The sequence below is a fragment of the Klebsiella scottii genome, from assembly GCF_036561945.1.
Lineage (GTDB): Bacteria > Pseudomonadota > Gammaproteobacteria > Enterobacterales > Enterobacteriaceae > Klebsiella > Klebsiella scottii.
This window is the reverse complement of sequence record NZ_JARXNI010000020.1, coordinates 622906-644433: the sequence shown is the minus strand read 5'-3', so window position 1 is coordinate 644433 and position 21528 is coordinate 622906. Positions and strand designations below refer to the sequence as shown.

At 58.2% G+C, this 21528-nt stretch carries 17 protein-coding genes and 1 pseudogene; 8 read left to right on the top strand and 10 right to left on the bottom strand.

Annotation, left to right across the window (positions count from 1 at the left end; all coding sequences use genetic code 11):
- Nucleotides 1–23: 23 nt before the first annotated feature.
- From QFI97_RS10675 to QFI97_RS10655, 5 genes are read right to left on the bottom strand one after another with little or no spacing between them, the layout of a single operon-like run.
- A complete protein-coding gene (locus QFI97_RS10675; RefSeq protein WP_095101195.1) occupies nucleotides 24–911 on the bottom strand; it encodes a carbohydrate ABC transporter permease in 888 nt (295 codons plus the stop codon).
- Nucleotides 866–1765 carry a carbohydrate ABC transporter permease gene (locus QFI97_RS10670; protein ID WP_095101193.1) on the bottom strand — a complete coding sequence of 300 codons (900 nt, stop codon included), beginning with the start codon at nucleotides 1763–1765 and terminating at the stop codon, nucleotides 866–868. Before QFI97_RS10670 ends, QFI97_RS10675 begins: the two co-directional genes overlap by 46 nt.
- On the bottom strand, nucleotides 1747–3051 hold the full coding sequence (locus QFI97_RS10665) for an ABC transporter substrate-binding protein (RefSeq protein WP_095101191.1): 1305 nt from the start codon (nucleotides 3049–3051) through the stop codon (nucleotides 1747–1749). Before QFI97_RS10665 ends, QFI97_RS10670 begins: the two co-directional genes overlap by 19 nt.
- 4 nt (nucleotides 3052–3055) lie before the next feature.
- Nucleotides 3056–4462: an NtaA/DmoA family FMN-dependent monooxygenase gene (locus QFI97_RS10660; protein ID WP_095101189.1), complete on the bottom strand. Its 1407-nt coding sequence runs from the start codon at nucleotides 4460–4462 to the stop codon at nucleotides 3056–3058.
- Nucleotides 4459–5673: an acyl-CoA dehydrogenase family protein gene (locus QFI97_RS10655; RefSeq protein WP_346431117.1), complete on the bottom strand. Its 1215-nt coding sequence runs from the start codon at nucleotides 5671–5673 to the stop codon at nucleotides 4459–4461. The genes QFI97_RS10660 and QFI97_RS10655 overlap by 4 nt, the downstream gene beginning before the upstream one ends.
- A 650-nt stretch (nucleotides 5674–6323) precedes the next feature.
- On the opposite strand from QFI97_RS10655, the pseudogene QFI97_RS10650 reads away from it, so the two are divergent.
- Nucleotides 6324–6416 (top strand): annotated as a pseudogene (locus QFI97_RS10650) (tyrosine-type recombinase/integrase); the annotation flags it as partial.
- Between the two features lie 15 nt (nucleotides 6417–6431).
- On the opposite strand, the gene QFI97_RS10645 reads toward QFI97_RS10650, so the two are convergent.
- Complete coding sequence (locus QFI97_RS10645; RefSeq protein WP_346431116.1) at nucleotides 6432–7340, bottom strand: LysR family transcriptional regulator; 909 nt, start codon at nucleotides 7338–7340, stop codon at nucleotides 6432–6434.
- A gap of 141 nt (nucleotides 7341–7481) precedes the next feature.
- Between QFI97_RS10645 and QFI97_RS10640 the strand changes: the two genes are divergently transcribed.
- Both QFI97_RS10640 and QFI97_RS10635 read left to right on the top strand, forming a co-directional pair.
- Nucleotides 7482–8219, top strand: coding sequence for an SDR family oxidoreductase (locus QFI97_RS10640; protein ID WP_346431115.1), 738 nt, complete (start codon nucleotides 7482–7484; stop codon nucleotides 8217–8219).
- A 188-nt stretch (nucleotides 8220–8407) separates the two neighbouring features.
- The gene (locus QFI97_RS10635; RefSeq protein WP_346431114.1) at nucleotides 8408–8668 is read left to right on the top strand and encodes a hypothetical protein; all 261 of its coding nucleotides are present in this window, start codon (nucleotides 8408–8410) and stop codon (nucleotides 8666–8668) included.
- A gap of 219 nt (nucleotides 8669–8887) precedes the next feature.
- Here the strand turns inward: QFI97_RS10635 and QFI97_RS10630 are convergent, their stop codons facing one another.
- Nucleotides 8888–11575, bottom strand: a complete 2688-nt coding sequence (locus QFI97_RS10630) for a cation-transporting P-type ATPase (protein ID WP_346431113.1) — start codon at nucleotides 11573–11575, stop codon at nucleotides 8888–8890.
- Nucleotides 11576–11625: 50 nt separating this feature from the next.
- Nucleotides 11626–12057: a universal stress protein gene (locus QFI97_RS10625; RefSeq protein ID WP_346431112.1), complete on the bottom strand. Its 432-nt coding sequence runs from the start codon at nucleotides 12055–12057 to the stop codon at nucleotides 11626–11628.
- 531 nt (nucleotides 12058–12588) lie between these two features.
- Here QFI97_RS10625 and QFI97_RS10620 point away from each other — a divergent pair.
- From QFI97_RS10620 to QFI97_RS10610, 3 genes are read left to right on the top strand one after another with little or no spacing between them, the layout of a single operon-like run.
- Nucleotides 12589–13674: an efflux RND transporter periplasmic adaptor subunit gene (locus QFI97_RS10620; protein WP_346431111.1), complete on the top strand. Its 1086-nt coding sequence runs from the start codon at nucleotides 12589–12591 to the stop codon at nucleotides 13672–13674.
- On the top strand, nucleotides 13674–16736 hold the full coding sequence (locus tag QFI97_RS10615) for an efflux RND transporter permease subunit (RefSeq protein WP_346431110.1): 3063 nt from the start codon (nucleotides 13674–13676) through the stop codon (nucleotides 16734–16736). Before QFI97_RS10620 ends, QFI97_RS10615 begins: the two co-directional genes overlap by 1 nt.
- Before the next feature lie 38 nt (nucleotides 16737–16774).
- The gene (locus QFI97_RS10610; RefSeq protein WP_189339878.1) at nucleotides 16775–17698 is read left to right on the top strand and encodes an acyltransferase; all 924 of its coding nucleotides are present in this window, start codon (nucleotides 16775–16777) and stop codon (nucleotides 17696–17698) included.
- Between the two features lie 27 nt (nucleotides 17699–17725).
- On the opposite strand, the gene pagP is transcribed toward QFI97_RS10610, so the two are convergent.
- A complete protein-coding gene (gene pagP, locus QFI97_RS10605; RefSeq protein WP_095101171.1) occupies nucleotides 17726–18301 on the bottom strand; it encodes a lipid IV(A) palmitoyltransferase PagP in 576 nt (191 codons plus the stop codon).
- Nucleotides 18302–18527: 226 nt separating this feature from the next.
- Between pagP and QFI97_RS10600 the strand changes: the two genes are divergently transcribed.
- Nucleotides 18528–19460, top strand: coding sequence for a nucleoside recognition domain-containing protein (locus QFI97_RS10600; protein ID WP_095101169.1), 933 nt, complete (start codon nucleotides 18528–18530; stop codon nucleotides 19458–19460).
- On the opposite strand, the gene QFI97_RS10595 is transcribed toward QFI97_RS10600, so the two are convergent.
- Nucleotides 19452–20984: an alpha/beta hydrolase gene (locus QFI97_RS10595; RefSeq protein ID WP_438943441.1), complete on the bottom strand. Its 1533-nt coding sequence runs from the start codon at nucleotides 20982–20984 to the stop codon at nucleotides 19452–19454. The two genes, QFI97_RS10600 and QFI97_RS10595, sit on opposite strands and share 9 nt — an antisense overlap.
- A gap of 188 nt (nucleotides 20985–21172) precedes the next feature.
- Here QFI97_RS10595 and QFI97_RS10590 point away from each other — a divergent pair, with 188 nt between their 5' ends.
- Nucleotides 21173–21418: a histidine kinase gene (locus tag QFI97_RS10590; RefSeq protein WP_095101167.1), complete on the top strand. Its 246-nt coding sequence runs from the start codon at nucleotides 21173–21175 to the stop codon at nucleotides 21416–21418.
- The last annotated feature ends 110 nt before the right edge of the window (nucleotides 21419–21528 follow it).

The window sequence follows — 21528 nt, the reverse complement described above, 5'->3', positions numbered from 1 at the left end:
ATTCTCCTGCTGCATTCAGCATATTATTTGCCGCCGGTGTGGCTCAGCGAGCGGGTAAATGAACGCTGACCGAAAAAGATCAGCAGCGCCGGGATCAGCGCAAGGATAAAGACTTCGGCAAAGGCCAGACCGTAGTCCTGGGTATAGGCCGAATCCGACAACCCCATCGCCACGGCGCCGGTTTGCTTACTGTTGTCGGTGATAATGAGCGACGGCCACAGCCAGGCATTCCACTGCGCCATCGCCAGAATCATTGCCGTACCAATCACCGCCGGGCGCACCAGCGGCAGGTAAATTTGCAGAAGAATGCGCCACCAGGAGGCGCCATCCAGCAGCGCGGCCTCCAGCTGTTCGCGCGGGATGCTCAAAAAGAACTGGCGCAGGTTGAAAATCGCCAGACCGTGCACCAGCCCCGGAACAATCAGCGCCGTCAGGGTGTTAGCCAGTCCCATCCCGGTAAACACCGTGGTTAACGGCAGCGCCACCACTTCAAAAGGGATCATGAAGGCGAACACCACGGTGACAAACAGCCAGTCACGCCCCGGAAAACGCATCACCGCCAGGGGAAAAGCCGCGAGAATCGCCAGCGCGGTGCCCACCAGCGCCGAAACGCCGGTCACCCACAGCGAGTTAAACAAGTTGGTGGCGAATCCCCGGCTGAACGCCGAGGTAAAATTTTCCAGAGTCCAGCGGCGCGGTATGAATGTCCACAAATCCACGTGGGCCTGGAAGGTCTCCGTCACCGGGCGGAAGGCCGAAGCCACCAGCCAGACAAAGGGCACGGCAAACAGCAGCGAAATCAGCAACGCTATGCAGGTGGCGATCACCCGCCGCAGCTGGCGACGCCGCAGGACGACGTGACGCCTCACGGCGCGCTTCTCATCCGGTTCAACAGCCTGAATTGCAGCCATACCGTGATCCCCATTAAGACAAATAAGATGGTCATCTCCGCCAGCGCCGATCCCGGCGAACTCAGGGCGTAGTAGCGGGTAATGATGTCGTACATAAGAAAGTTACTGGAGCCCTGAGGGCCGCCTTTCGTCAGGGCGCCGATCGGGGCGTAAAGGATAAAGTTCCATACCGTGCTGGCCGTCAGCACGAACAGCAGCTGCCGCTGGATCAGCGGCAGCGTCACATTGACAAACTGCCGCCATTCTCCGGCGCCATCCAGCATCGCCGCATCGTAGTAGTCCTGCGGCACGTCGCGGATGGCGGCAATCAGGAAGATCATCCAGTAACCTACCGCCGTCCAGGTGGATAAGATCACCAGAGCCGCCATCGCGCCATCGACGTCGGTAAACCAGCCGCTGGTGGGCAGGTGCGCCAGCGCCAGCAGGTTGTTCACCACCCCTTCCGGGCGCAGCAGCACGCCAAACACCACCGTGGTCCCCATCAGCGGCAGAGCCGTTGGCAAAAAAGCGAGGGTGCGCCACACGCCGGTCAACGCCACGTTACGCGTCAGCAGCCAGGCGAGAAACAGGGCGAAGACCATAGTCAGCGGATTGACCAGCGCGGCGAACAGCAGCGTACGCCACACGGAATCCCAGAAGCCGGGGTCTTCAAACAGATCGAGATAGTTCTGCCAGCCAACCCACTTCGGCGGGATCACGCTCCCCGGCACCGAGGTATAAAACGACTCCACAATCGCCAGCCCGGTCGGAATAATGCGCAGTAACAGCAGCAGCGCCAGCGCCGGAGTCAGCAATAACAGCGCGGCGCGCGCTTCATGGCGGGCAGCCCTGCTGGTCACTGATACTTTCTCCATGCGGCTTTCAGTCTGGCATTCGTCGCGTCCAGCGTTTTCTGCGCATCGGCGCCGTTGATAATGTCGCCAATGGCCGCCCCCATCAGCTGAGTGAACTCCGCGCCGCCCACGGTCTGCGGACGAATACGGGCAGAATGTTGGGCCTGCCAGGTCAAAATATCCTGCAAACCGCTCAGCCGCGGATCGGCGTAGGTCGGATTTTTCCAGAATACGGCGCGGGTGGCTTCGGTGGTCGGAACGTTTTCAGTTTGCGGATCGGCAGAGATAAAACCGCCGTTCTCGCCAAACAGATACCAGTTGAGGAATAAGGCGGCCGCCTGCTGTTTTTCCGGGCTGGAAAGCGCGCTGATGCCTAACGCCCAGCCGCCGCTGGTGGTAGCGTCCTGGCCATCTTTAAACTTAGGCGCGGTGGCGATCCCAAAATCTAAGTCGGCATTTTTAGTAATCGTTGGCGAATTCCAGATGCCGCCATAAAAGAACGCGCTGTCGCCGTTGGCGAAGGCCAGCGCCGTTTCTCGCACGCCACGCGGCGCCAGGCCATCGGCGTACAATTTGCCATACCAGCCCAGGGCCTTCACCCATCCGGGATTGTTAACGTCCGGCGTGAGCTGTTTCTCGCCTTTGACGCCGGTTCCGCCGCCAAGGGATTCCGCCAGCGGCTGGAGGTAGTAATACATATCCGGGGTGGAGAAGGTCACGCCGTAAGACGAGGCTTTCGCTGCCACCGCTTTGCGGGCCGTCGCTTCCACCCATTCCCAGGTCGGCGCTTCCCCAGCCTTGTTGGACGGGTACGCCACGCCGATTTGCTTCAGCACGTTTTTGTTGTAATACAGGAAGGTGGTGCCAATCTGGTACGGCAGGTTGAGTAACTTACCGTTGATGGTGGACTCTTTCAGCGCAGGCGGGTCGATCAGCTGGCGTTTCGCGGCGAACGCATCCGTCAAATCGGCTTCCCAGCCGCGTACCGCGTAGCTGGCGCTCTGCGGCTGGTCGATGTCGAAAATATCCACGTTACCCTGGGCAAATCGCGCGCCGAGCGTTTCGTTGTAGCTGTTGAATGGCACCGCGTGGTAGCTGATTTTAATCGTCGGGTAGCGTTTCTCAAATGCCGCGATAATTTTGTTGGCGCGCTCCGCCGGGACCGCGCCGCCAAAGTAATTGAGGGTGATGGTTTTCTCCGGCGCTTTCAGGTTTTCTACCGCCGGGATTGGCGCAGCGCTAGCTGCCCCCACAGCCAGAATGGCTCCCGCCAGGACAACGGTCGATGCTTTTGCTGGTGCTATCATGTCATTACCCCTTCAAATCATTGTTGTTATTTTGCGCTGTAAAACGTCCGCGAAAGTCCGCTGCCGGGTGGGGGGCGCTCAGCCGATCGCCCTTGCCAAACAGCCGGTTGCGCAAGGATGACTCTTTTCCCGGCGGCAGGAACAGCCCGCGCTTCGCCAGCGCCGGCAGCACCTGTTCGGCGAATTCGATAAAATCGTGCGGGCTGACAAACTCGTGCAGGTTGAAGCCGTCCACGCCGGTGAGACGAGCAATCTTTTCGATGCTCTCGGCAATGCTTTCCGGCGTGCCCACCAGGGTGGGAGCGTAGGGGCTCAAATTCACCAGTCGCTGCCTGATGGCGCCCACGCTGTCAGGACGGGCTTTTTCGCTGGTGAAGCGTGCCGATTCAGAACGGGAGAAGTTATGCGGTTCGGCAGACAGCGTGTCGTCATCGCCATAGCGGGAGAGATCGAAGCCGCTGGCGCCGCCAAATGCCGCATACTGGGCTTCCGGCGATTGCGCGGCGCGAATGAGATCCGCTTTTTGTTCTGCTTCCGCCTCGGTACGGCCGATGACCACGGAAAGATCCGTCAGCACTTTAATGGAATCCGCCGCCCGGCCGGCCGCGACGGCGGCGGCGCGCAGCTTATCCACGTTGCTGCGCAGAGCATCCGGGTTCATGCCATTGACGAACACCACCTCAGCGTGACGAGCCGCGAAGGCAAGCCCGCGTGCCGAGGCCCCGGCCTGGAAAATCACCGGCGTGCGCTGTACGCTCGGTTCCGTCAGCGAAGGCCCCTGTACGGAGAAATAGTCCCCCTGATGGTTGATGCGATGCACCTTGTCGGCATCCGCATAGCGTTTCGCGGCCTTGTCGTACAGCACCGCGTCCTCTTCCCAGCTCCCTTCCAGCAGTTTATAGAACACCGTCAGGAACTCTTCGGCCCGCGCGTAACGCACTTCATGCGGCAGTTGATCCGGCAGGCCATAATTGCGCGCCGCATTCGGCAGATAGGACGTCACCACGTTCCAGCCGATTCGCCCTTTCGCCAAATGATCGAGGGTGCCGAAGCGGCGGGCAAAGGTAAACGGGTGTTCATAGGTCGTGGATGCCGTCACCGCGAAGGAGAGGTTTTGGGTTACCGCCAGCATCGCCGGGATCACCATAAAGGGATCATTCAGCGGAAAATCTACCGCCCCTTCAATGGCGGGAACCGGCGACTGCCGGTAAACGTCATAGACGCCCAGCACATCGGCAAAAAACAGCGCGGTAAAACCGGCGCTATCGAGAAAGCGCGCGCGTTCCACCCAGTAATCCAGGTCTTTATAGCGATGACGCTGCGAATCCGGGTGAGTCCAGCTTCCCTGGGCGTAGTAGCCTACGCCGTTCATTTCGAAAGCGTTAAAAATTAGCGGGCGCGATGCGCTCATGAACGAGACTCCCGATCGACAGAGGATTCAACAAAGCGGAATATCTGGCTGCGCCCCAGCTCCTGATAGCGCAGACGAACCGGGTCGTGCAGGGTATGGGTGCGCACGTTGCGCCAGTAACGGTCAAGACGTAGCGAGCGGTCGGCGGCGCGCGCGCCGCTCCAGGAGAAAACGTCGCTGCTGGCCGCCAGGCCGACTTCAGCAGCAAGCGCCTTGGTTGCTGCCAGCTGCGCCTGCAATTGCGGTAATTTTGCGGCATCGCCCTGCTGCACCTCATCCAGCAGCCGCGCCGTGCTCTCCAGCAGCGCGGCCGTCGACAAAACGCGCGCGCTCAGCACGCCAACCTGATATTGCAGCACCGGATCTTCCGCCAGCGAGGGATAAGGCGATTCAAACGGAATACGTTTATCCGTTGCGACCGTCCGTAACCCCCACTGGATAACGCCCTCAGCGATGCCCAGGTCAATAGCCGCGTGGATCAGGCGTCCGCTTTCATGCCAGGCCACGCCGCGATGCTCCGCGTCCCATACCGGGATTACATAATCCGCTGACACCACCACGTTCTCGAGAATCAACGATCCGCTGGAGCTACCGCGCTGTCCCAGTCCGTTCCAGTCGTCAATCAGCGTGACGCCCGGCGCATCGGTGCGGATAAAGGCCAGTGCCTGCCCGCCGCTCTGATGTTTGCCAATCACCGTTATCCAGCGCGCGCCAATGGACCCGGTGGCGTAATATTTACGTCCGCTGATCCGGTAGCGATCGTCGCCTTCGCGACGCAGCGTGGTGGAAAAGTCGGCAGAATGTTTACCGCCCCGCTCGCTGGCGGCATTAGCGATACGCTCCCCGTTCAGGAGGTCCTGAAACAGCACGCGCTGCGCCTCATCCGAGGAGAGCAGGGAAATGGCATCGGTAAAACCGTAATGGGGCTGAAGCAGCTGGGCGATGCCGGCGTCCGCCTGCGCCAGAATGCGGCTGACGGCGATCGCCTGCGCCTGACTGCCGCCGAACCCTCCGGCGGCGCGGGGCAGCCGCAGTGCCAGCAGGCCAGACTGCCGCAGTTTTTCCCGCGCCTGCTGATAGTCACTGCGGAGATCGGATGTCACCGCCAGCGCATCCAGCTCCTCTCTCAGCGCGTGAGCAGCAGCGAAAACATCAAAAAAAGACGAACTGCCGTCAGCCGCAGGCGACGACAAAGCGGATTGATTACGCATAATACCCCTGGCAATAACGGAAACGAGATGTTCCAGAAAAGCTCCGCAAATAAGCGGAGAAACAACTTTGTGAATGCTAATTTTTAAAAACACTATAACCGACGGTTAACAAAATCAATCCCGACCTTTATGCGTATTACGGCTATTTAAAGTCAAAAAAAATCAAAACAGCTGGCGAAACGCAGTTGCGCAGCTAATACCAGCGCCCGCAATGCATGACTAATTAATTCAGTAGAACTGACTCCTTTATTATTTAATAATGCCGCGATTAAGCTATTTATTATAAAACTGCTGCCGGCGGTTTCAGCCCGAGCGGGAGCCGTCCGCGCCCAGTTTGACCATGCCCGCCAGAGGGTATTCTGAAACTCAACACTGACCACGAATCATATTTATAAGGTGCGTGTCTTCTGCCGCCGAGGGCGAAAACAGCGGTTAATTTTTTGGTTCAAGCCGTGAATTTAGCTACGCTGAATCATTCTTACCAATCTTATTTAGCCACATTTTTTAATTAAACATGAATAAGGTTGCTGACAGGCCGCTCAAATCAGTTTTATTTACCCCGCGCCGATTGGGGGGGGGCATTCTGGCGGTTGATTATCCCTTTTTTCAGGTTCACCCTCGTGGACTTCCCCCTCCTCCCGAAGCCGTATCCTAATGCCAAAAAACAGGCCGAGATTCAAGAGCTGAAAGCAAAACGCGGCAATACACGAGCTTTCTGGATTGCTGCCAGGGCGTGGTTTACCCCCAGCCGGGGATAATTATCCCGCCTCGGGAAAATGCGCTTTATAGAGGGAACTCAGCCAGTCGATAAATACCCTGACCCGCGGCGAGAGCTGCCGGTGCTGCGGATACAGCGCTGAAAGCGACATCCCCGGACTTTGCCATCCGCCAAGCACCTCCACCAGCCGCCCGTCTTCCAGAGCATCCGCGACGTGATAGCGGGGAAGCTGTACCAGCCCCGCGCCGCGCAGCGCGCAAATGACGTAGTTCTCCGCATCGTTTACCGTCATCCAGCCTTTGAGCTGATAGCTCTGTATTTTGCCATTAACGATAAGCTCAAGCGGATAGTTCGTTCCCCGGCTGGTAGAGAAAAAATTCACGCACTGGTGGGACAGCAAATCGTTGGGTGAGCGCGGCGTGCCGTGCCGGAGCAGATACTCCGGGCTGGCGCAGATAACCTGCGGCATGGTGACCAAATAGCGCGCAATCAGCGATGAATCATGCAGTTTCCCCGCACGAACGGCGCAATCAATTCCCTCACGCACCAGATCGACCAGCCGATCGCCGCTGCTGATAACCAGCTCGATATCCGGATAGCGGGCGTGGAACTCATCAATACACGGCAGAACAATCCGCGTTGCGTGAGCGCCGTGCAGGTCAATGCGCAAAATACCGCGCGGCCGCGCAACGGAGTGGCGTAGAGAAGACTCGGCGTCGTCGAGTTCAGAAAGAATATGCACGCAGCGTTCGTAGAAAGCCTTACCGTCCAGCGACGTTCGCACGTGGCGGGTTGTCCGCTCCAGCAGCCGGCACTCCAGCTTTTTTTCCAGCGCTTTTATCGCATTGCTGGCGGTGGCTCTGGGGATCCCCAGCCTGTCCGCCGCCAGGCTGAAGCTTTCCAGCTCGACGATGCGGGTGAAGAGCAGCAAAGTGTCGAACTTATCCATTTGAAACCTCTCACGCGACCCATTATTAATTTTAATGGAATTATCATATCAAAATATCCCCATTTATCTCTCATAAGAAAACATTAATATCTCTATCAACCCGTGCCAGCACGGATAAACAATCAACCTCCGGAGAACACCATGAGCAAAACCAATAAAACAGCCCTTGTTACCGGCGCATCCCGCGGTATCGGTCGCGCCATCGCCGAGCGCCTGGCGCAGGAGGGTTTTACCGTCATCGTTAACTACGCCGGGAACGCGAGCGCCGCTGACGAAGCCGTGCAGAGCATTATTGCCAACGGGGGAAGCGCCGTTGCCATACAAGCCGATGTCGCCAGCGAAGATGACGTCAGCCGCCTGTTCAGCGCAGCGAAGACCGTGACCGGTCAGCTGGACGTGGTGGTGCACAGCGCCGGGATCATGCCGATGGCAAAAATCACCCCGGATGGCCTGGCTGATTTTGACAAGGTCATTCACACCAACCTGCGCGGCGCCTTCCTCGTGCTGGCAAACGCGGCGCAAACGGTGAGTGACGGGGGACGCATTATTGCGCTCTCTACCAGCGTGATCGCCAAATCCTTCCCGGCCTACGGTCCGTACATCGCCTCCAAGGCGGGCGTGGAGGGCCTGGTGCACGTGCTGGCAAATGAACTGCGCGGCCGCAACATCACCGTTAACGCGGTGGCTCCGGGGCCGACCGGTACCGATCTGTTTTTCAATGGCAAAAGCGAGGAGCAAATCAGCGCCATCGCCAAACTGGCGCCGCTGGAGCGTATCGGCACGCCGGAAGAGATCGCCGGCGCGGTTGCCGCGCTGGCCGGCCCGGACGGCAGCTGGATCAACTCTCAGGTGATCCGCGTTAACGGCGGCTTCGCTTAAGAAACGCCCGTTCCGGCTGCATGTCGATCCGTCGGACGATGGCGCCGTCGTTGTCAATGCGGTCGCCGATCGCATCCGCAAAGAGTTTTTACAGCGCATCGGATTAGGGGATTTGTTAGCTCCCCATCGCCGGGCGTAATATCCGCCGCCGGCCGGAAATTACGGTCGGCAGCTGAGGAAAATTGCCTATGCGCACCCTGCTCTTTCTGCTCAGCGGTCTGCTGCTGGCGGGCCTGTTCCGCCTGCTGACGCGGCGGCTCATGCCGGCTCATCCACCGGCCGCCGGCAGGCTCGCGCTGCTGTTTGCCCTGCTGTGGTTCGGCCTGGCGTCAGCCAATATGGCTCTCGGTATCATCCGGGCGGGCTATAGCTTTGCTGAAGAACTGCCGATTTTCCTGCTGATCTTTGCGCCTCCGGTCGCCGTCATCTTCTGGCCTGGCGGTAAATAACCCACGAGCGCCCACATTCAAACCGCCTCTCATTCTGCTTAACGCCTCTTCCACGGCTCGACGGCGTGCCCGCGGGAGATTAAAAATTAATTACCCGAGCCGCCGGGTCACTCCGACGGTTCGGGTATTTTATCGATACGCTACGTTGGAAGGGGAGGCCCCGGATGGCCTGCCCCCGTAAGCTCCACGGTTCGCTTGCCTGATCCCGCTCGCCGCCCGTCAGGCCGTACGCCATCTGCGGGTTAACGGTTTTTCGATTTCCACAATCAGGAACATCACAAATCCGATGATGAAGGTGATCACCCAGTAGCGGAACGGCAGCGCCGCGGTGCCAAACAGCATCTGCATAAACGGCGCGTAGATTATCAGCAGCTGCAGCACCAGCAGGACGCCGCTGACGACCCAGATGCCTCTGTTGGCCAGTAATCCTTTGCTCAGAGAAAAGCCGTCGGCTACGCGACAGTTGAGCATATAAAACCACTGGGCGGTCACCAGCGTTTGCAGCAGGACGGTACGAATAAACTCCGGAGAGTAGCCGCGCGGCTGGAGCCAGGCTTCCAGCACGAAGGCGCTCACGGCAATCATCGAGCCAACAAAAATCACCCGCCAGATAGCGAATCCGTCCATAACGTGCAGCTTAGGATCGCGCGGCGGGCGCTTCATAATGTTCTTCTCGCCGGCCTCAAACGCCAGGCCAAACGACAGCGTGGCCGAGGTCGCCATGTTCATCCACAGGATCAGCACCGGGGTCAGCGGAATTAAATTCCCCGCCAGCAGGGCAATAATAATTAACAGCCCCTGCGCCAGGTTAGTCGGCATAATAAAGAGGATGGTTTTCTTCAGGTTATCGTACACCCGCCGCCCTTCCCTGACCGCGCTGGCGATGGTGGCGAAGTTGTCATCGGTAAGCACCATATCGGCCGCCTCTTTGGTCACTTCGGTTCCCTTGATGCCCATCGCGATCCCAACGTCAGCCTGCTTCAGCGCCGGGGCATCGTTCACCCCGTCGCCGGTCATCCCGACCACCTCTTTTTTACTCTGCAGCGCCTGCACCAGGCGGAATTTATCCTCCGGGCTGGTACGGGCGAAAATATCAAACTTCTGCGCGGCTTCGCTGAGCTGCTGGTCGTCCATCACCTCCAGCTCGCGCCCGGTAATGGCGGTGCCGGCGTTGCCGATGCCCAGCATTTGCCCGATGCTCATCGCCGTTTGCGGGTGATCGCCGGTGATCATCTTCACGCGAATCCCCGCCTGCAGGCAGTCGCCGATCGCCGTAATGGCTTCCGGACGAGGCGGGTCCATCATCCCGGCGATGCCGAGGAGGATAACCCCCTGCTGCAAATCCTGGTGGGCCAGCTCGGTCTGCCCGCTGGCCGCAGGTTTCCACGCCGCCGCCACCATGCGCAGCCCTTCCCGCGCGTACTCTTCAATTTTTGCCTCCCAGTACGGCTGATCGAGCGGCTGCAGGCCGCCGTCGGTCTGCTGCTGCTGGCAGAGTCGGAACAGCACGTCAGGGGCGCCGGTAATTAAGATCGCCTCCTCATCACCGATCCGGTAGAGCGTCGACATATATTTATACTGCGAATCGAAAGGAATTTTGCTGCGCAGCTCGGTTGCCACCGCCGGCAGCGCCACCTTCGCCGCCAGCACCTTCAGCGCCCCTTCCGTCGGGCCGCCGGTAATTTTCCATAATCCGCTTTCATCCTTGATGAGCTGGCTGTCGTTACATAAATCAATGGTCCGCAGATAGCGCTCAAGCAGCGTACCCGGCGCCACCACCAGCGGCCCGGAATCATCTATCGGATGAATATTACCGATCGGCTCATAGCTATCCCCTTCGACCCGATAGACGGCATCTGCGGTAATGACGGCTTTGACCGTCATCTCGTTCATGGTCAGCGTCCCGGTTTTATCCGAGCAAATCACCGTCATCGCCCCGAGGGTCTCAACGGTCGGCAGCTTGCGGATAATCGCCTTCTGCCGCGCCATAGTCTGCACGCCCAAAGAGAGAATGATCGAGATGATCGCCGGCAGCCCTTCCGGCACCGACGCCACCGCAAGGCTAATCAGCGAGAGCATCAGCTCCGAAACCGGCATATCGCGGAACAGCAGGCTGAAGACAAACAGCGCGGCCATCATCGCCAGGATAATAATAAAGATGGCTTTACCGAGCTTATCCATCTGCACCAGCAGCGGCGTGCGGTGTTTTTCAATATCCGCCATCATCTGGTTGATATGGCCCAGCTCGGTATCACCGCCGGTCGCCACCACCAGGCCTTTACCGCCGCCGGAGCTGACCGTGGTCCCCGAAAACAGCAGGTTTGTGCGATCGCCGAGGGGAAGTTCGCCGCTCAGCGCCTCGGTGCTTTTCTCAACCACCGTCGACTCGCCGGTGAGTATCGCCTCTTCCACGCGCAGGTTGTGGGCTTCAATAACCCGCAGATCGGCAGGAATGCGGTCGCCCGCGCGGATCACCACGATATCGCCGGGCACCAGCGCGGTGGTCGGAATCGTTTCATGGTTCCCCTGGCGGATCACCACCGCTTCGCTGGAAAGCATATTGCGAATGCTCTGCAGCGATTTTTCCGCATTACTTTCCTGAATATGCCCGATCAGAGCATTGATCACCGCGACGCCGAGGATCACCAGGGTATCGACCCAGTGGCCCATGACCGCAGTCAGCAGCGCCGCTGCCAGCAGGACGTAAATCAGAACATCGTTGAAATGGGCCAGGAAGCGCAGCCACGCGGGTTTACCCGCCTTTTGCGGTAACGCATTCTCGCCGTATTGCTGGAGTCGCGATGCCGCTTCTGCGCTGCTAATACCTTCGGGGGAGCTGTTGGTGCTGGACAGGGTTTCATCGACGGAGAGCTTGTAGAACGGGCCGCCCGGTTTGTCTGTACTCATAGTTATCTCCTCACTCCTGTAACGGAAATCAGAACAGCATCAGGCCGCCCTTAACGCACAACAAATACCGGAACGTGAGCATAACGAACGATACTGGCCGCCTCGGAACCCAGCAAATGCGTCTGAATATTGGGGTTGCGTGAGCCAATAATCACCACATCCGCCTGCAGCTCGTCGGCCAGCTTCGTCACTTCATCACGAATATTGCCGCTGCGGACGTGAATATGAATATCACCTTCCGGCAGGCTCGCCTTTTTGGCTAACTCAGTCAGCTTTTCCTGAGAATTTTTAACAAGATAGTCTTCCATTTTTCGCGCATCGGAAATAAATCCACGCGTCAGCGCCGGGGAAAATAGAGGATTTACGTGCAGCAGGTGAATTTTCCCGGAAGAGCTCTGCGCGAGAAACTGAGCGTGGGATAGCGCCTTGTCGGCAAGGCCAATTTCAAAGACATCAACCGGGACCAGAATATTTTTATACATACAGACAATCCTTTTATTACCAATAGAATAGATAGCGAATAACTCCCAACGAGACGCGTTGAGGAAAAAATCTCAGGAACAAAGCTGGCACAGAAGTCGGTATGATTAAACGTAGCACACGACGGTTAACATGATTAAGCCGCCAATTAATATATTGAAAAATATCACGGAGATAGCCCGCCTCAGACAATTCGGCTGAAAACGCCGCTAAACCGTCGACATAAGGGCAATTTTTACTCTTTTTAACATTTCCGCTTTTCTACGACTATGCTCATTATCAGGAGCCGCAGCGCTTCTGAAAACCACTCAGTAATTAGGTAGATAAGAATCTACTTACAATATAACCAGTACCAAAGGAGGAACGATGTTTGGCTATAGTCTGTTTCGCCTGAGCCTGTTTATCGCCCTGGCAATAATTGCCTGTACGGCTACAGGATTATTCACCTACGTCGTCGTCTCTGCCCTGGCTGAATAAGTCCGACGCTTGTAACTAATATGTAAAATAAATCTCTTAGCTCTGCGGGGAATACAGTGAACCGTTATTTTTCTCTCATTCCTGTTGTTATTTTAATAACAACAGCTTGCGACCAGAAAGCGCCGCAGGTTACGCCGCTGCCGCGGATGGTGAAAGCCGCTGAGGTGACCGCGGTAGGTGATTCACAGCAGCGCGTTTTCCCCGCACGCATCGAATCCGGGGACTCCACGGAGCTCTCTTTTAAACGAGGCGGCCAGGTTGAATCGCTCGAGGTTCGGCAAGGCGCGAACGTTGCGCAAGGGGAGGTCCTCGCCCGCCTCAACGCGCGCGAAGCCCAGCAGCGCGTCAATGAACGACAAACCGCCGCCACGCTCGCCCAGCGGCAGTTCGATCGCTTTCAGACCCTCGCCGGCCGCCAGGCTATTTCGAAAGCGGAAATGGACGTTCAGCGCGCCAGCCGCGACTCGGCAAACGCCGCGCTGAAAATCGCCCGCGAAGAGCTCGACCAGATGACGCTAAACGCGCCCTTTAGCGGGGTGGCGGCCAGCGTCCCGGTCCGCAATCATCAGGTGGTGGCCGCCGGGCAGACCGTGGTTACCCTGACGCGTACCGATCTGCTCGACGTGGTCTTTAGCATCCCTGAAAACCTCTTTACCGCCTTTGATATCCGCAACGCCCGGTATCGGCCGATCGTCAGAATCAACTCCCTGCCGGACCGCCAGTTCACCGCGCAGTACAAAGAGCATTCCGGCAGCAGCGACAATAGCACCCTCACCTGGCAGGTGATTTTGACCATGCCGCGCCCGGACGATTTCCCGACGGTCGGCGGCGTCAGCGGCACCGTGACGGTGAATCTGGCAAACCTCCCCGCCAACGCGGGCCGCGAGGCGCTGGTGGTGCCGGTTGAGGCGGTGTTCAATCCTGATAATCATCAGCGCAACGAGCCGCACGTGTGGGTGATTAAAGGCGATGGCGAGCAACTGCATCTTGAAGATCGCAAAGTGAGCGTCGGGCAGGTGACAACCCAAGGGGTGGTCATTACCGATGGGCTCAGCGCCGGCGAGCGCGTAGTGGCGGCCGGCGTAAGCGAACTGCATGCGCAGCAGCCGGTTCGAATCTGGACGCGTGAACGAGGCCTTTAATGGATATATCCCGCCAGTTTATTAATAATCCCGTTCGCGTCTGGCTCACCATTCTGCTGCTGGGCGTTGGCGGTGTTTTCGCCCTGCTCAATATCGGCCGTCTGGAAGATCCGGCGTTTACTATCAAGACCGCCGTGGTCATTACCCACTATCCGGGCGCATCGGCTCAGCAGGTCGAGGAGGAGGTCACCCTGCCGCTGGAAAATGCCCTGCAGCAGCTGCCCTACCTGGATAACGTCAGCTCTATCTCCTCCAACGGGCTGTCGCAGATTACCGTTAACATCGCCTCGCACTATCACTCCAGCGAGCTGCCGCAGATTTGGGACGAGCTGCGGCGCAGAGTGGGAGACGCGGCCCGACTCTTCCCGCCTGGCGTGGTTTCCCCCTTCGTGAACGACGATTTCGGCGACGTGTTTGGCTTCTTCTTTGCCATTTCCGGCGACAGTTTTACCAATCCGGAGCTGGTCCGCTATGCCGAGCAGCTGCGCCGGGAGCTGGTGCTGGTGCCCGGCGTCGGCAAGGTCGCCATCGGCGGGGCGATCCCGCAGCAAATTAACATTGATATCTCGCTGCCTAAAATGGCGGCCCGCGGCATCACGCTTAACCAGCTTTCCGCCATTCTCAGCCGCCTGAACGTCGTTTCCAGCGCCGGGGAGATCAAATCCGGCAGCGAGTCCATTCGCCTGCATCCGACCGGGGAATTTGAGAATATCGACGAGCTGGGCGATCTGCCGATCAACCCGCACGGCACCGGGGCGGCGACCCGGCTGCGGGATATTGCCACCATCTCGCGCGGCCTGAGCGAATCGCCGTCCAGCATCTACCACGCCAACGGCCGCCAGGCGGTGACGATGGGGGTCTCGTTCATCCCCGGCGTCAACGTCATCGACGTTGGCCACGCGCTGGAGGCCAGGCTTGAGCAAATGTCGGCGGAAAAGCCCGCCGGGATTAAAATCGACCTGTTCTACGATCAGGCCGCCGAAGTCGGCCACTCGGTTAGCGGCTTTATCACTAATTTCCTGATGGCGCTGGCTATTGTTGTCGGCGTGCTGCTGATCTTTATGGGCGTGCGCAGCGGCATTATTATCGCGCTCTCGCTGGCCCTCAACGTGCTGGGCACGCTGCTGATTATGTATCTATGGGGCATTGAGCTGCAGCGGATCTCGCTAGGCGCGCTGATTATCGCCCTCAGCATGCTGGTCGATAACGCCATCGTCATCGTCGAAGGGGTGCTGATTGCCCGTCAGCAGGGGTCAACGCTGCTGACCGCCGTCAACTACGTTATCCGCCGATCCGCCCTGCCCCTGCTGGGGGCAACCGTAATCGCTATCCTCGCCTTCGCGCCGATCGGCCTGTCGCAGGACTCAACGGGAGAATACTGTAAGTCGCTGTTCCAGGTGCTGTTAATCTCCCTGATGCTCAGCTGGTTCTCGGCGCTCACCGTTACCCCGGTGCTGATCAAATGGTGGCTGTTTAAAGGCGCGGCCTCCCCGACGCCGGCCGCCGAGGCCGATCCTTATCGCGGGCGCTTTTACCACGGCTATCAGCAGATCCTTAACGCCCTGCTGATGCGCAAAGCCGTCACCCTCGTGCTGATGGCGGCGCTGCTGGCCGGCGCGATCTGGGGGTTCGGTTCGGTGCGGCAGAACTTTTTCCCTTCATCCAATACGCCGATCTTCTTCGTTGACCTGTGGCTGCCCTACGGTACCGATATTGCGGCAACCGAACAGATGGCCAGCGATATCGAAACCGCGATTAACGGTCAGCCCGGCGTCGTCACCACCGTGGCTACCGTCGGCCAGGGCAGCATGCGCTTTATCCTCACCTACAGCGGCCAGCGGCAGTACAGCAACTATGCGCAGATCATGGTTCGTATGGACGATCGGCGCAGCATTGACGCCCTCACCCGCCACGTTGACGCCTATATTGCGCGTAACTATCCGCAGGTGAACGCCAGCAGCAAGCGGGTGATGTTCGGTCCTTCCGGCGACAGCGCAATCGAGGTGCGGATTAAAGGCCCCGATCCCGACAGATTGCGGCTGATAGCCAGCCAGGTGAGCACGATCCTCACGGCGGACCCGGCCATCGGCAGCGTGCGCAACGACTGGCAAAACCGCAGCAAAACCATCCGGCCGCAGTATTCGCCCACCCTGGGGCGCGAGCTGGGGGTGGATAAACAGGATATCGACGGTGCGCTGCAGATGAATTTCACCGGCAGCCGCGCCGGGCTGTACCGCGAAGGCGCCGATCTGCTGCCGGTGGTGGTCCGCCCGCCGGCCGCCGAACGTCAGGATGCCAACCATCTCAATAACGTGCTGGTGTGGAGCCAAAGCCGTCAGCAGTATATTCCGCTGAGCAACGTGGTCAGCGGCTTTAACCTCGAATGGGAAGATCCGTTAATTCTGCGCCGCGACCGCAGCAGGGTACTCACGGTAATGACCGATCCCGACCCTCTGAGCAATCAAACCTCGGGGGATATTCTGGCGCGGGTCCAGCCGCAGATTGACGCGCTCAGCCTGCCGCACGGCTACAGCATTGAGTGGGGAGGCGATGCCGAGAACTCCAGCGAAGCGCAGCAGGGGCTGTTCACCACCCTGCCATTGGGCTATCTGGTGATGTTTGTCATCACCGTGCTGATGTTCAGCTCGCTGAAAAATGCGGTCGCCATCTGGCTGACCGTGCCGCTGGCGCTTATCGGCGTGACCCCGGGCTTTTTAATTACCGGCATCCCCTTCGGCTTTATGGCGCTTATCGGTTTACTCAGCCTGAGCGGCATGCTTATCCGCAACGGCATCGTGCTGGTGGAAGAGATTGAACAGCAGAAGCAGGAAAAGCCGCAGCATCAGGCAATTATCTATGCCGCAACCTCGCGCTTACGCCCTATACTGCTCACGGCCTTCACCACCGTGCTCGGCCTGGCGCCGCTGCTGCTGGACGTATTCTTTCAGAGTATGGCGGTTGTCATCATGTTTGGGCTGGGTTTTGCGACCATTCTGACGCTACTGGTTCTTCCGGTTATTTACGCCTGTTTCCACCCTAAGGATATGCAGCAACCACAATGAACACCACCGGGTTAAATATTATTAAAACGCTGGGATGCATGACGGCGGTAACGTTCTTTACCATCTATAACACCTGGGATCTGTATGATTACGATTATCACTGGATCCTCGGCTTTCTGACGTTTATCTCGACCATCGCCACGCCGCTATTTTTTGTGGTGGCGGGCTATCTCGACGCTCAGTCCCGGCACAGCGCGCGCTGGCAGATGGGGAAAATTAAAAGCGTGGTGATCGTCTTTCTTTTCTGGATGACGATTTACTACCTCTGGGAGCCCTACCAGCGCGGCTATCTTATTCAGCCGTGGTTCGTCTTCGCCTTTATTGTGATTTATACCTTCCACCCGCTGATCGAGTGGCTAAGCCAGCGCAGAAGGCTCTTTTTTGGCGTAGTGTTTGTCCTCCTGCTTTTCTCCTATGGCTACGACCTGCTGGCGGCCCTCTATCCCAACGTTCATGCGCTGAGCCTGGCGCCGCAGTATCGCCTGTGGACCTGGCTGTTGTTCTATTTAACCGGCCAGCTGTTCAGCGACCCGCTGGTGGTGCGCTGGCTGAACCGCGATAAGGTGGTCAAAGCCGCGATGTTTGCCATACCATTTATTTATCTTTTCACCTGGTTTTACGAGCGCCATTTCTTTTTCGCCCTGTTCAAGGCCGACAGAAATGCGTTCATCCTCACCGGTTCGCAAATTTATATTCTGGTGGTCGCGCTGGTTATTGCGGCCAACGGCGTCCGTTTCCGTAAAAACAGCGAGTTTAAAGAGAGTATTCTGGCGGCAATCAGCAAAACGATGACCGGGGTCTATATCCTCCATTACTCAATTTTTCATCTCCTGAGCGCCCTTATCCCAATCGGTTCGCTGACCACAAAATTAATGCTGATTGCCCTGACGTTTGTCGCCTCGGTACTGATTTCGATGCTGGCGTTATCCAACCCGGTCGCCAAAAAAGTGATCACCCTTTAAGCCTCCCGGCCCGGCCTGGCTTCGGGTTTAAAAACCATAGCGTAGCCAGGCAAACAGGACGTTGCCGTTATTGTAGGTGCCGGGAATATAGGTGAACTGCACGCTAAGCCGCCGATAGCTCGCGGAAAATAGCGGCAGAATAATCGGTAGCGGCACGTAATTAGCGAAATCATCGCGAGCGGTGATCCCGGCGGTCACGCCGAGGCCAAGGCGGAAATCGCGGCGGCTATCCAGATACCAGCCCTTCTCCCAGCCGTAGCCGACGATCGGCTGCCACTTGTTATGCGAATCCTTAAACATCATGGCGTACAGCGAGCTCCAGTCGCCGTCATCATGATAGCGGGAGAGGCCGAAGCCGCCGCCCCAGGGCATCTCGTTGTAGTTATCCGTTTTCTCTTTATCGTAGGTTAAGCGGTTGTGCCAGCTGAGAAACGGCAGATACAGGTCATAGTTTTGCGGCTGATTCCAGGTTTGCGAGACATCATTTTTTAGCCAGTCCCACCAGCCGCTGATGCGCTGCTCGCCGTAAACGCCTTCTTCCGCCCGCGCCGCGGAGGCAAAAATAATCAGGGTTCCCCACACTATCAGCCGACAACGTTGCATAGGCTTTTCCTTAAAGATAATTTCCGCTGGTTATTCATTCTGGGAACAGTAAACACGCTTTGCAAATGTCGTGGCGGCATTTTACCGGTAATACGCGCCCCTTATGATGAGTATATATAACAACCGGCAGGGGCGACTGCCAATAGCGGCAGATCGTATCATTTCCCGGCAGCGGGGATTATCATGATGCTAATTAATGGTTTTGCATGCGGTGCTGAAAAAATAAATGGATGTCATAAGCATTATTATGTCGGCGGGGAAATCCTCGGTTAACGTCGCGCTTTATACCCTGCTGCCCATTATGGTGGTGATGCTGATCATCATGAAGTATCTGGAAGTTCGCGGGGTGCTCGATGTTATCGTCCGCTGGGTCGCGCCGTTGCTCAAGCCGTTTGGTTTAACCGGGATGAGCGCTTTTGCCCTGATTCAGATGAATTTCGTCAGCTTTGCCGCCCCGCTGGCAACCCTGTCGATTATGGATAAACGCGGCGTCTCGGACCGGCAGATGGCTGCAACCCTGGCGATGGTCTTTGCGATGGGTCAAGGCAACGTCTTCTACCCCCTCGCCCCCTTCGGCCTGCACTGGATGGCCTCGATAATCATTTCGATTGTTGGCGGGCTGTGCGCGGCCGCGGCAACGTGGTATTTCACCGGCCGCCGGCTATCGACCCTCGAGAACGCCCGTGCGGAAGCGCTCCCCAACGCGGAGCAAAATAGCCAGGGGATCATTTCCGTTATCAACAGCGCCGGCTCCGATGCGATTCGTCTTGCCCTCGGCGCCGTGCCGATGCTGATCCTGTCGCTCACCATCGTCGGGCTGGTGCAGGCTGCCGGCCTGATTGAAATGCTGCAGCGCCTGCTGATGCCGCTGCTGCTGTGGCTGCATATCCCGGAAAACTTTGTCCTGCCGGCGCTGGTCAAATGCGTGGCCGGCGGAACGGCCTACTTTGGCGTTATCTCTGAATTACTGCAGCAGGGCAAGGTCACCGCCAGCCAGATAAACGCCTCCGCCGGGCTGCTGATTCAGACCTTCGATCTCCCGGGAATCGGCATTTTTCTTGGCGTCAGCTCGCGGTTTGTCCGCCTGTTCCGCTTTGTCGCGCCTGGCGCCATGGTTGGCATCGCGGTTCGCACCCTAATGCACGTCTCGCTATTTTGAGCCCCCGGTCGGCTGCAGGCAGGCCCGCACGTCAGGCTGGAAGCCGCAGCCAATGCGCTGGTCAATGCGATCCATCATAAACGGGAAGAACGGGTTGGAGGTCACGCGCATCAGCGTATCCAGCCCGACGCTCAGGGTGGAGGTCTCGCCGCGAAGCGAAATGGTACCGATGCTAATACCGTAACGGTTCTTCTCCGTCGGCTCGCGGCCGTACAGGGAGTCGTTCAGCGGGAACGGCACCGCGACGTGCGAGAGCGAATACATATCCTGCGGCCACGCCAGGTTCAGCGGCGTCACCCGCTCCTCTTTTTCTCCCGCCGGCGTGGTACGGGCCACCGTCTCATAGGTCGTGGGCGAGGCGTTGGTAATCACCGTGGTGCTATAGCGGCGCGGCGCTGGCGGCAGGAGCGCGCTGACCGCGGAGTAGAGCGCCGGTCGAAACAGCGCCCGCAGGTTCGCGGCCTGGTTGATATCAAAAATCACCAGCTCGCTGCCGTTTTCCGGCAGGTAGCGATACAGCGAATCCACCACCGCCCGGGTGCTGACCGTGGAGTCCATCACCGACTGAAAGGTCAGCACCGGCGGCAGCGCGGCAAGCCGCCGGCTGCGGGAGGCCTGGACAATTTGATCCTGCAGCGCCTGGGTTAACAGCCACGACTGGCGGGCCGCCTTCACCGGAAACGAGTTGTACTTATAAGGGTTGAACTCGGGCACCACGTTCAGCCAGGCCGCCCTGGCAAAGGCCGGAAACACCGCCGGTAGCCCCGTCAGCCCGGCAAAGCGGGCAAAAGCGGTCACCCCGATCATCGGCGACAGCAGGACGATCTGCTGCGGCTCGGGCAAAGTGCTATCGTCCAGCGCGTCGAGCGCATACTTCAGCGCCAGCGCGCCGCCGTTGGAGTAGCCGATAACGTGCAGCGGCGCGTTCGGCCCGCCCAGCCGCGTCGCTTCGCGAACCGCCAGCCGCGCCGTCGCCATCCACGCCTGCCAGTCAACGGCGGTCAGCGATCCCGGCGCGGTGCCGTGTCCCGGCAGCCTCGGCACCACCGCCACGAACCCCTGCTGCTGATAGGCTTTGGCCAGATAGCGCACGCTGTACGGCGAGTCCGTCAGCCCATGAAGCAGCACCGCGGCGCCGCGCGGCTTTCCCTCAGGCAGCAGCACGAAGGAGCGGTTCCAGTTAGGCTGAAACTTTTCCGGGTAGACCTCGCTTTGCGCATAAAAGCGATTGAGCGGCGTTTTTTCATCATCATGCAGCGCATCGGTTAGCTGGGTCTTCATCTCCTGAAAAATAGCCCCTTCCCGCGCCAGGTATCCGGCGAAGGTCGTGCGGTCAATCTCAGCCGCCGACATTTCATCGGCGGACCAGGTGTGCCACGAATGCAGCGCAGGCCCGCGCTGGGTTTCGTAAATACGTCCGGCAAAAAAAACGCTAATAACGATAAGCAGGCCAACGGCGATTTTTTTCGCCAGCGAGGCGACTTTCAAACCAGCTTTATTCAGGTGTCGGGTAAAGCGCATCATTGCCATATCACTGTCCATTTCCTTTGCTGTAGATAACGACCGTCTGCGCGTTCGTGCATGGATATCTGAGTTATTAAAGCCTGCGAGATGCTTTTTAAACATAGACTAAACCGAAGGGCTATTCTTATTGTCAGAAGAGGAGCAAAAGACAATTATCGCCGGGAATATTACAGGCCAGGGAAAAATAGATGGAGTGGTGGGTAAAAAAGGTCTGCGCAGAAACGACCCGCGTGGTTTTACAAAGCGGTCAGCTGCTGATTATTGCCGAGATTGAGGCCTGCCGCTGCCGCCTGAAGGTCGGCGATAAGCTCACGCCGCAGGCAAACGCGCGGTACGGTATCAACGATAATCCCGCGATGACCCTGAAGGTGAAAAAGGCGACGCACTTCAGCCCCGAACGCTGGGCGGATAGCACATATTCCGCGAGCAGATAGCCGCCGGAAATAATCATCAACTGTTTCTATTTGCAGTATTTTCATCGCTCCGCCGGTGAAATTCCCCTTCGCTCTTTTCCGTCTGTGACATACTATCGAACACGTCAGCA

Bases quoted from the DNA above. Each gene is read 5' to 3' on its own strand.
- QFI97_RS10675 (WP_095101195.1), bottom strand. From the start codon at position 911: ATGGCTGCAATTCAGGCTGTTGAACCGGATGAGAAGCGCGCCGTGAGG.
- QFI97_RS10670 (WP_095101193.1), bottom strand. From the start codon at position 1,765: ATGGAGAAAGTATCAGTGACCAGCAGGGCTGCCCGCCATGAAGCGCGC.
- QFI97_RS10665 (WP_095101191.1), bottom strand. From the start codon at position 3,051: ATGATAGCACCAGCAAAAGCATCGACCGTTGTCCTGGCGGGAGCCATT.
- QFI97_RS10660 (WP_095101189.1), bottom strand. From the start codon at position 4,462: ATGAGCGCATCGCGCCCGCTAATTTTTAACGCTTTCGAAATGAACGGC.
- QFI97_RS10655 (WP_346431117.1), bottom strand. From the start codon at position 5,673: ATGCGTAATCAATCCGCTTTGTCGTCGCCTGCGGCTGACGGCAGTTCG.
- QFI97_RS10645 (WP_346431116.1), bottom strand. From the start codon at position 7,340: ATGGATAAGTTCGACACTTTGCTGCTCTTCACCCGCATCGTCGAGCTG.
- QFI97_RS10640 (WP_346431115.1), top strand. From the start codon at position 7,482: ATGAGCAAAACCAATAAAACAGCCCTTGTTACCGGCGCATCCCGCGGT.
- QFI97_RS10635 (WP_346431114.1), top strand. From the start codon at position 8,408: ATGCGCACCCTGCTCTTTCTGCTCAGCGGTCTGCTGCTGGCGGGCCTG.
- QFI97_RS10630 (WP_346431113.1), bottom strand. From the start codon at position 11,575: ATGAGTACAGACAAACCGGGCGGCCCGTTCTACAAGCTCTCCGTCGAT.
- QFI97_RS10625 (WP_346431112.1), bottom strand. From the start codon at position 12,057: ATGTATAAAAATATTCTGGTCCCGGTTGATGTCTTTGAAATTGGCCTT.
- QFI97_RS10615 (WP_346431110.1), top strand. From the start codon at position 13,674: ATGGATATATCCCGCCAGTTTATTAATAATCCCGTTCGCGTCTGGCTC.
- QFI97_RS10610 (WP_189339878.1), top strand. From the start codon at position 16,775: ATGACGGCGGTAACGTTCTTTACCATCTATAACACCTGGGATCTGTAT.
- pagP (WP_095101171.1), bottom strand. From the start codon at position 18,301: ATGCAACGTTGTCGGCTGATAGTGTGGGGAACCCTGATTATTTTTGCC.
- QFI97_RS10600 (WP_095101169.1), top strand. From the start codon at position 18,528: ATGGATGTCATAAGCATTATTATGTCGGCGGGGAAATCCTCGGTTAAC.
- QFI97_RS10595 (WP_438943441.1), bottom strand. From the start codon at position 20,984: ATGATGCGCTTTACCCGACACCTGAATAAAGCTGGTTTGAAAGTCGCC.
- QFI97_RS10590 (WP_095101167.1), top strand. From the start codon at position 21,173: ATGGAGTGGTGGGTAAAAAAGGTCTGCGCAGAAACGACCCGCGTGGTT.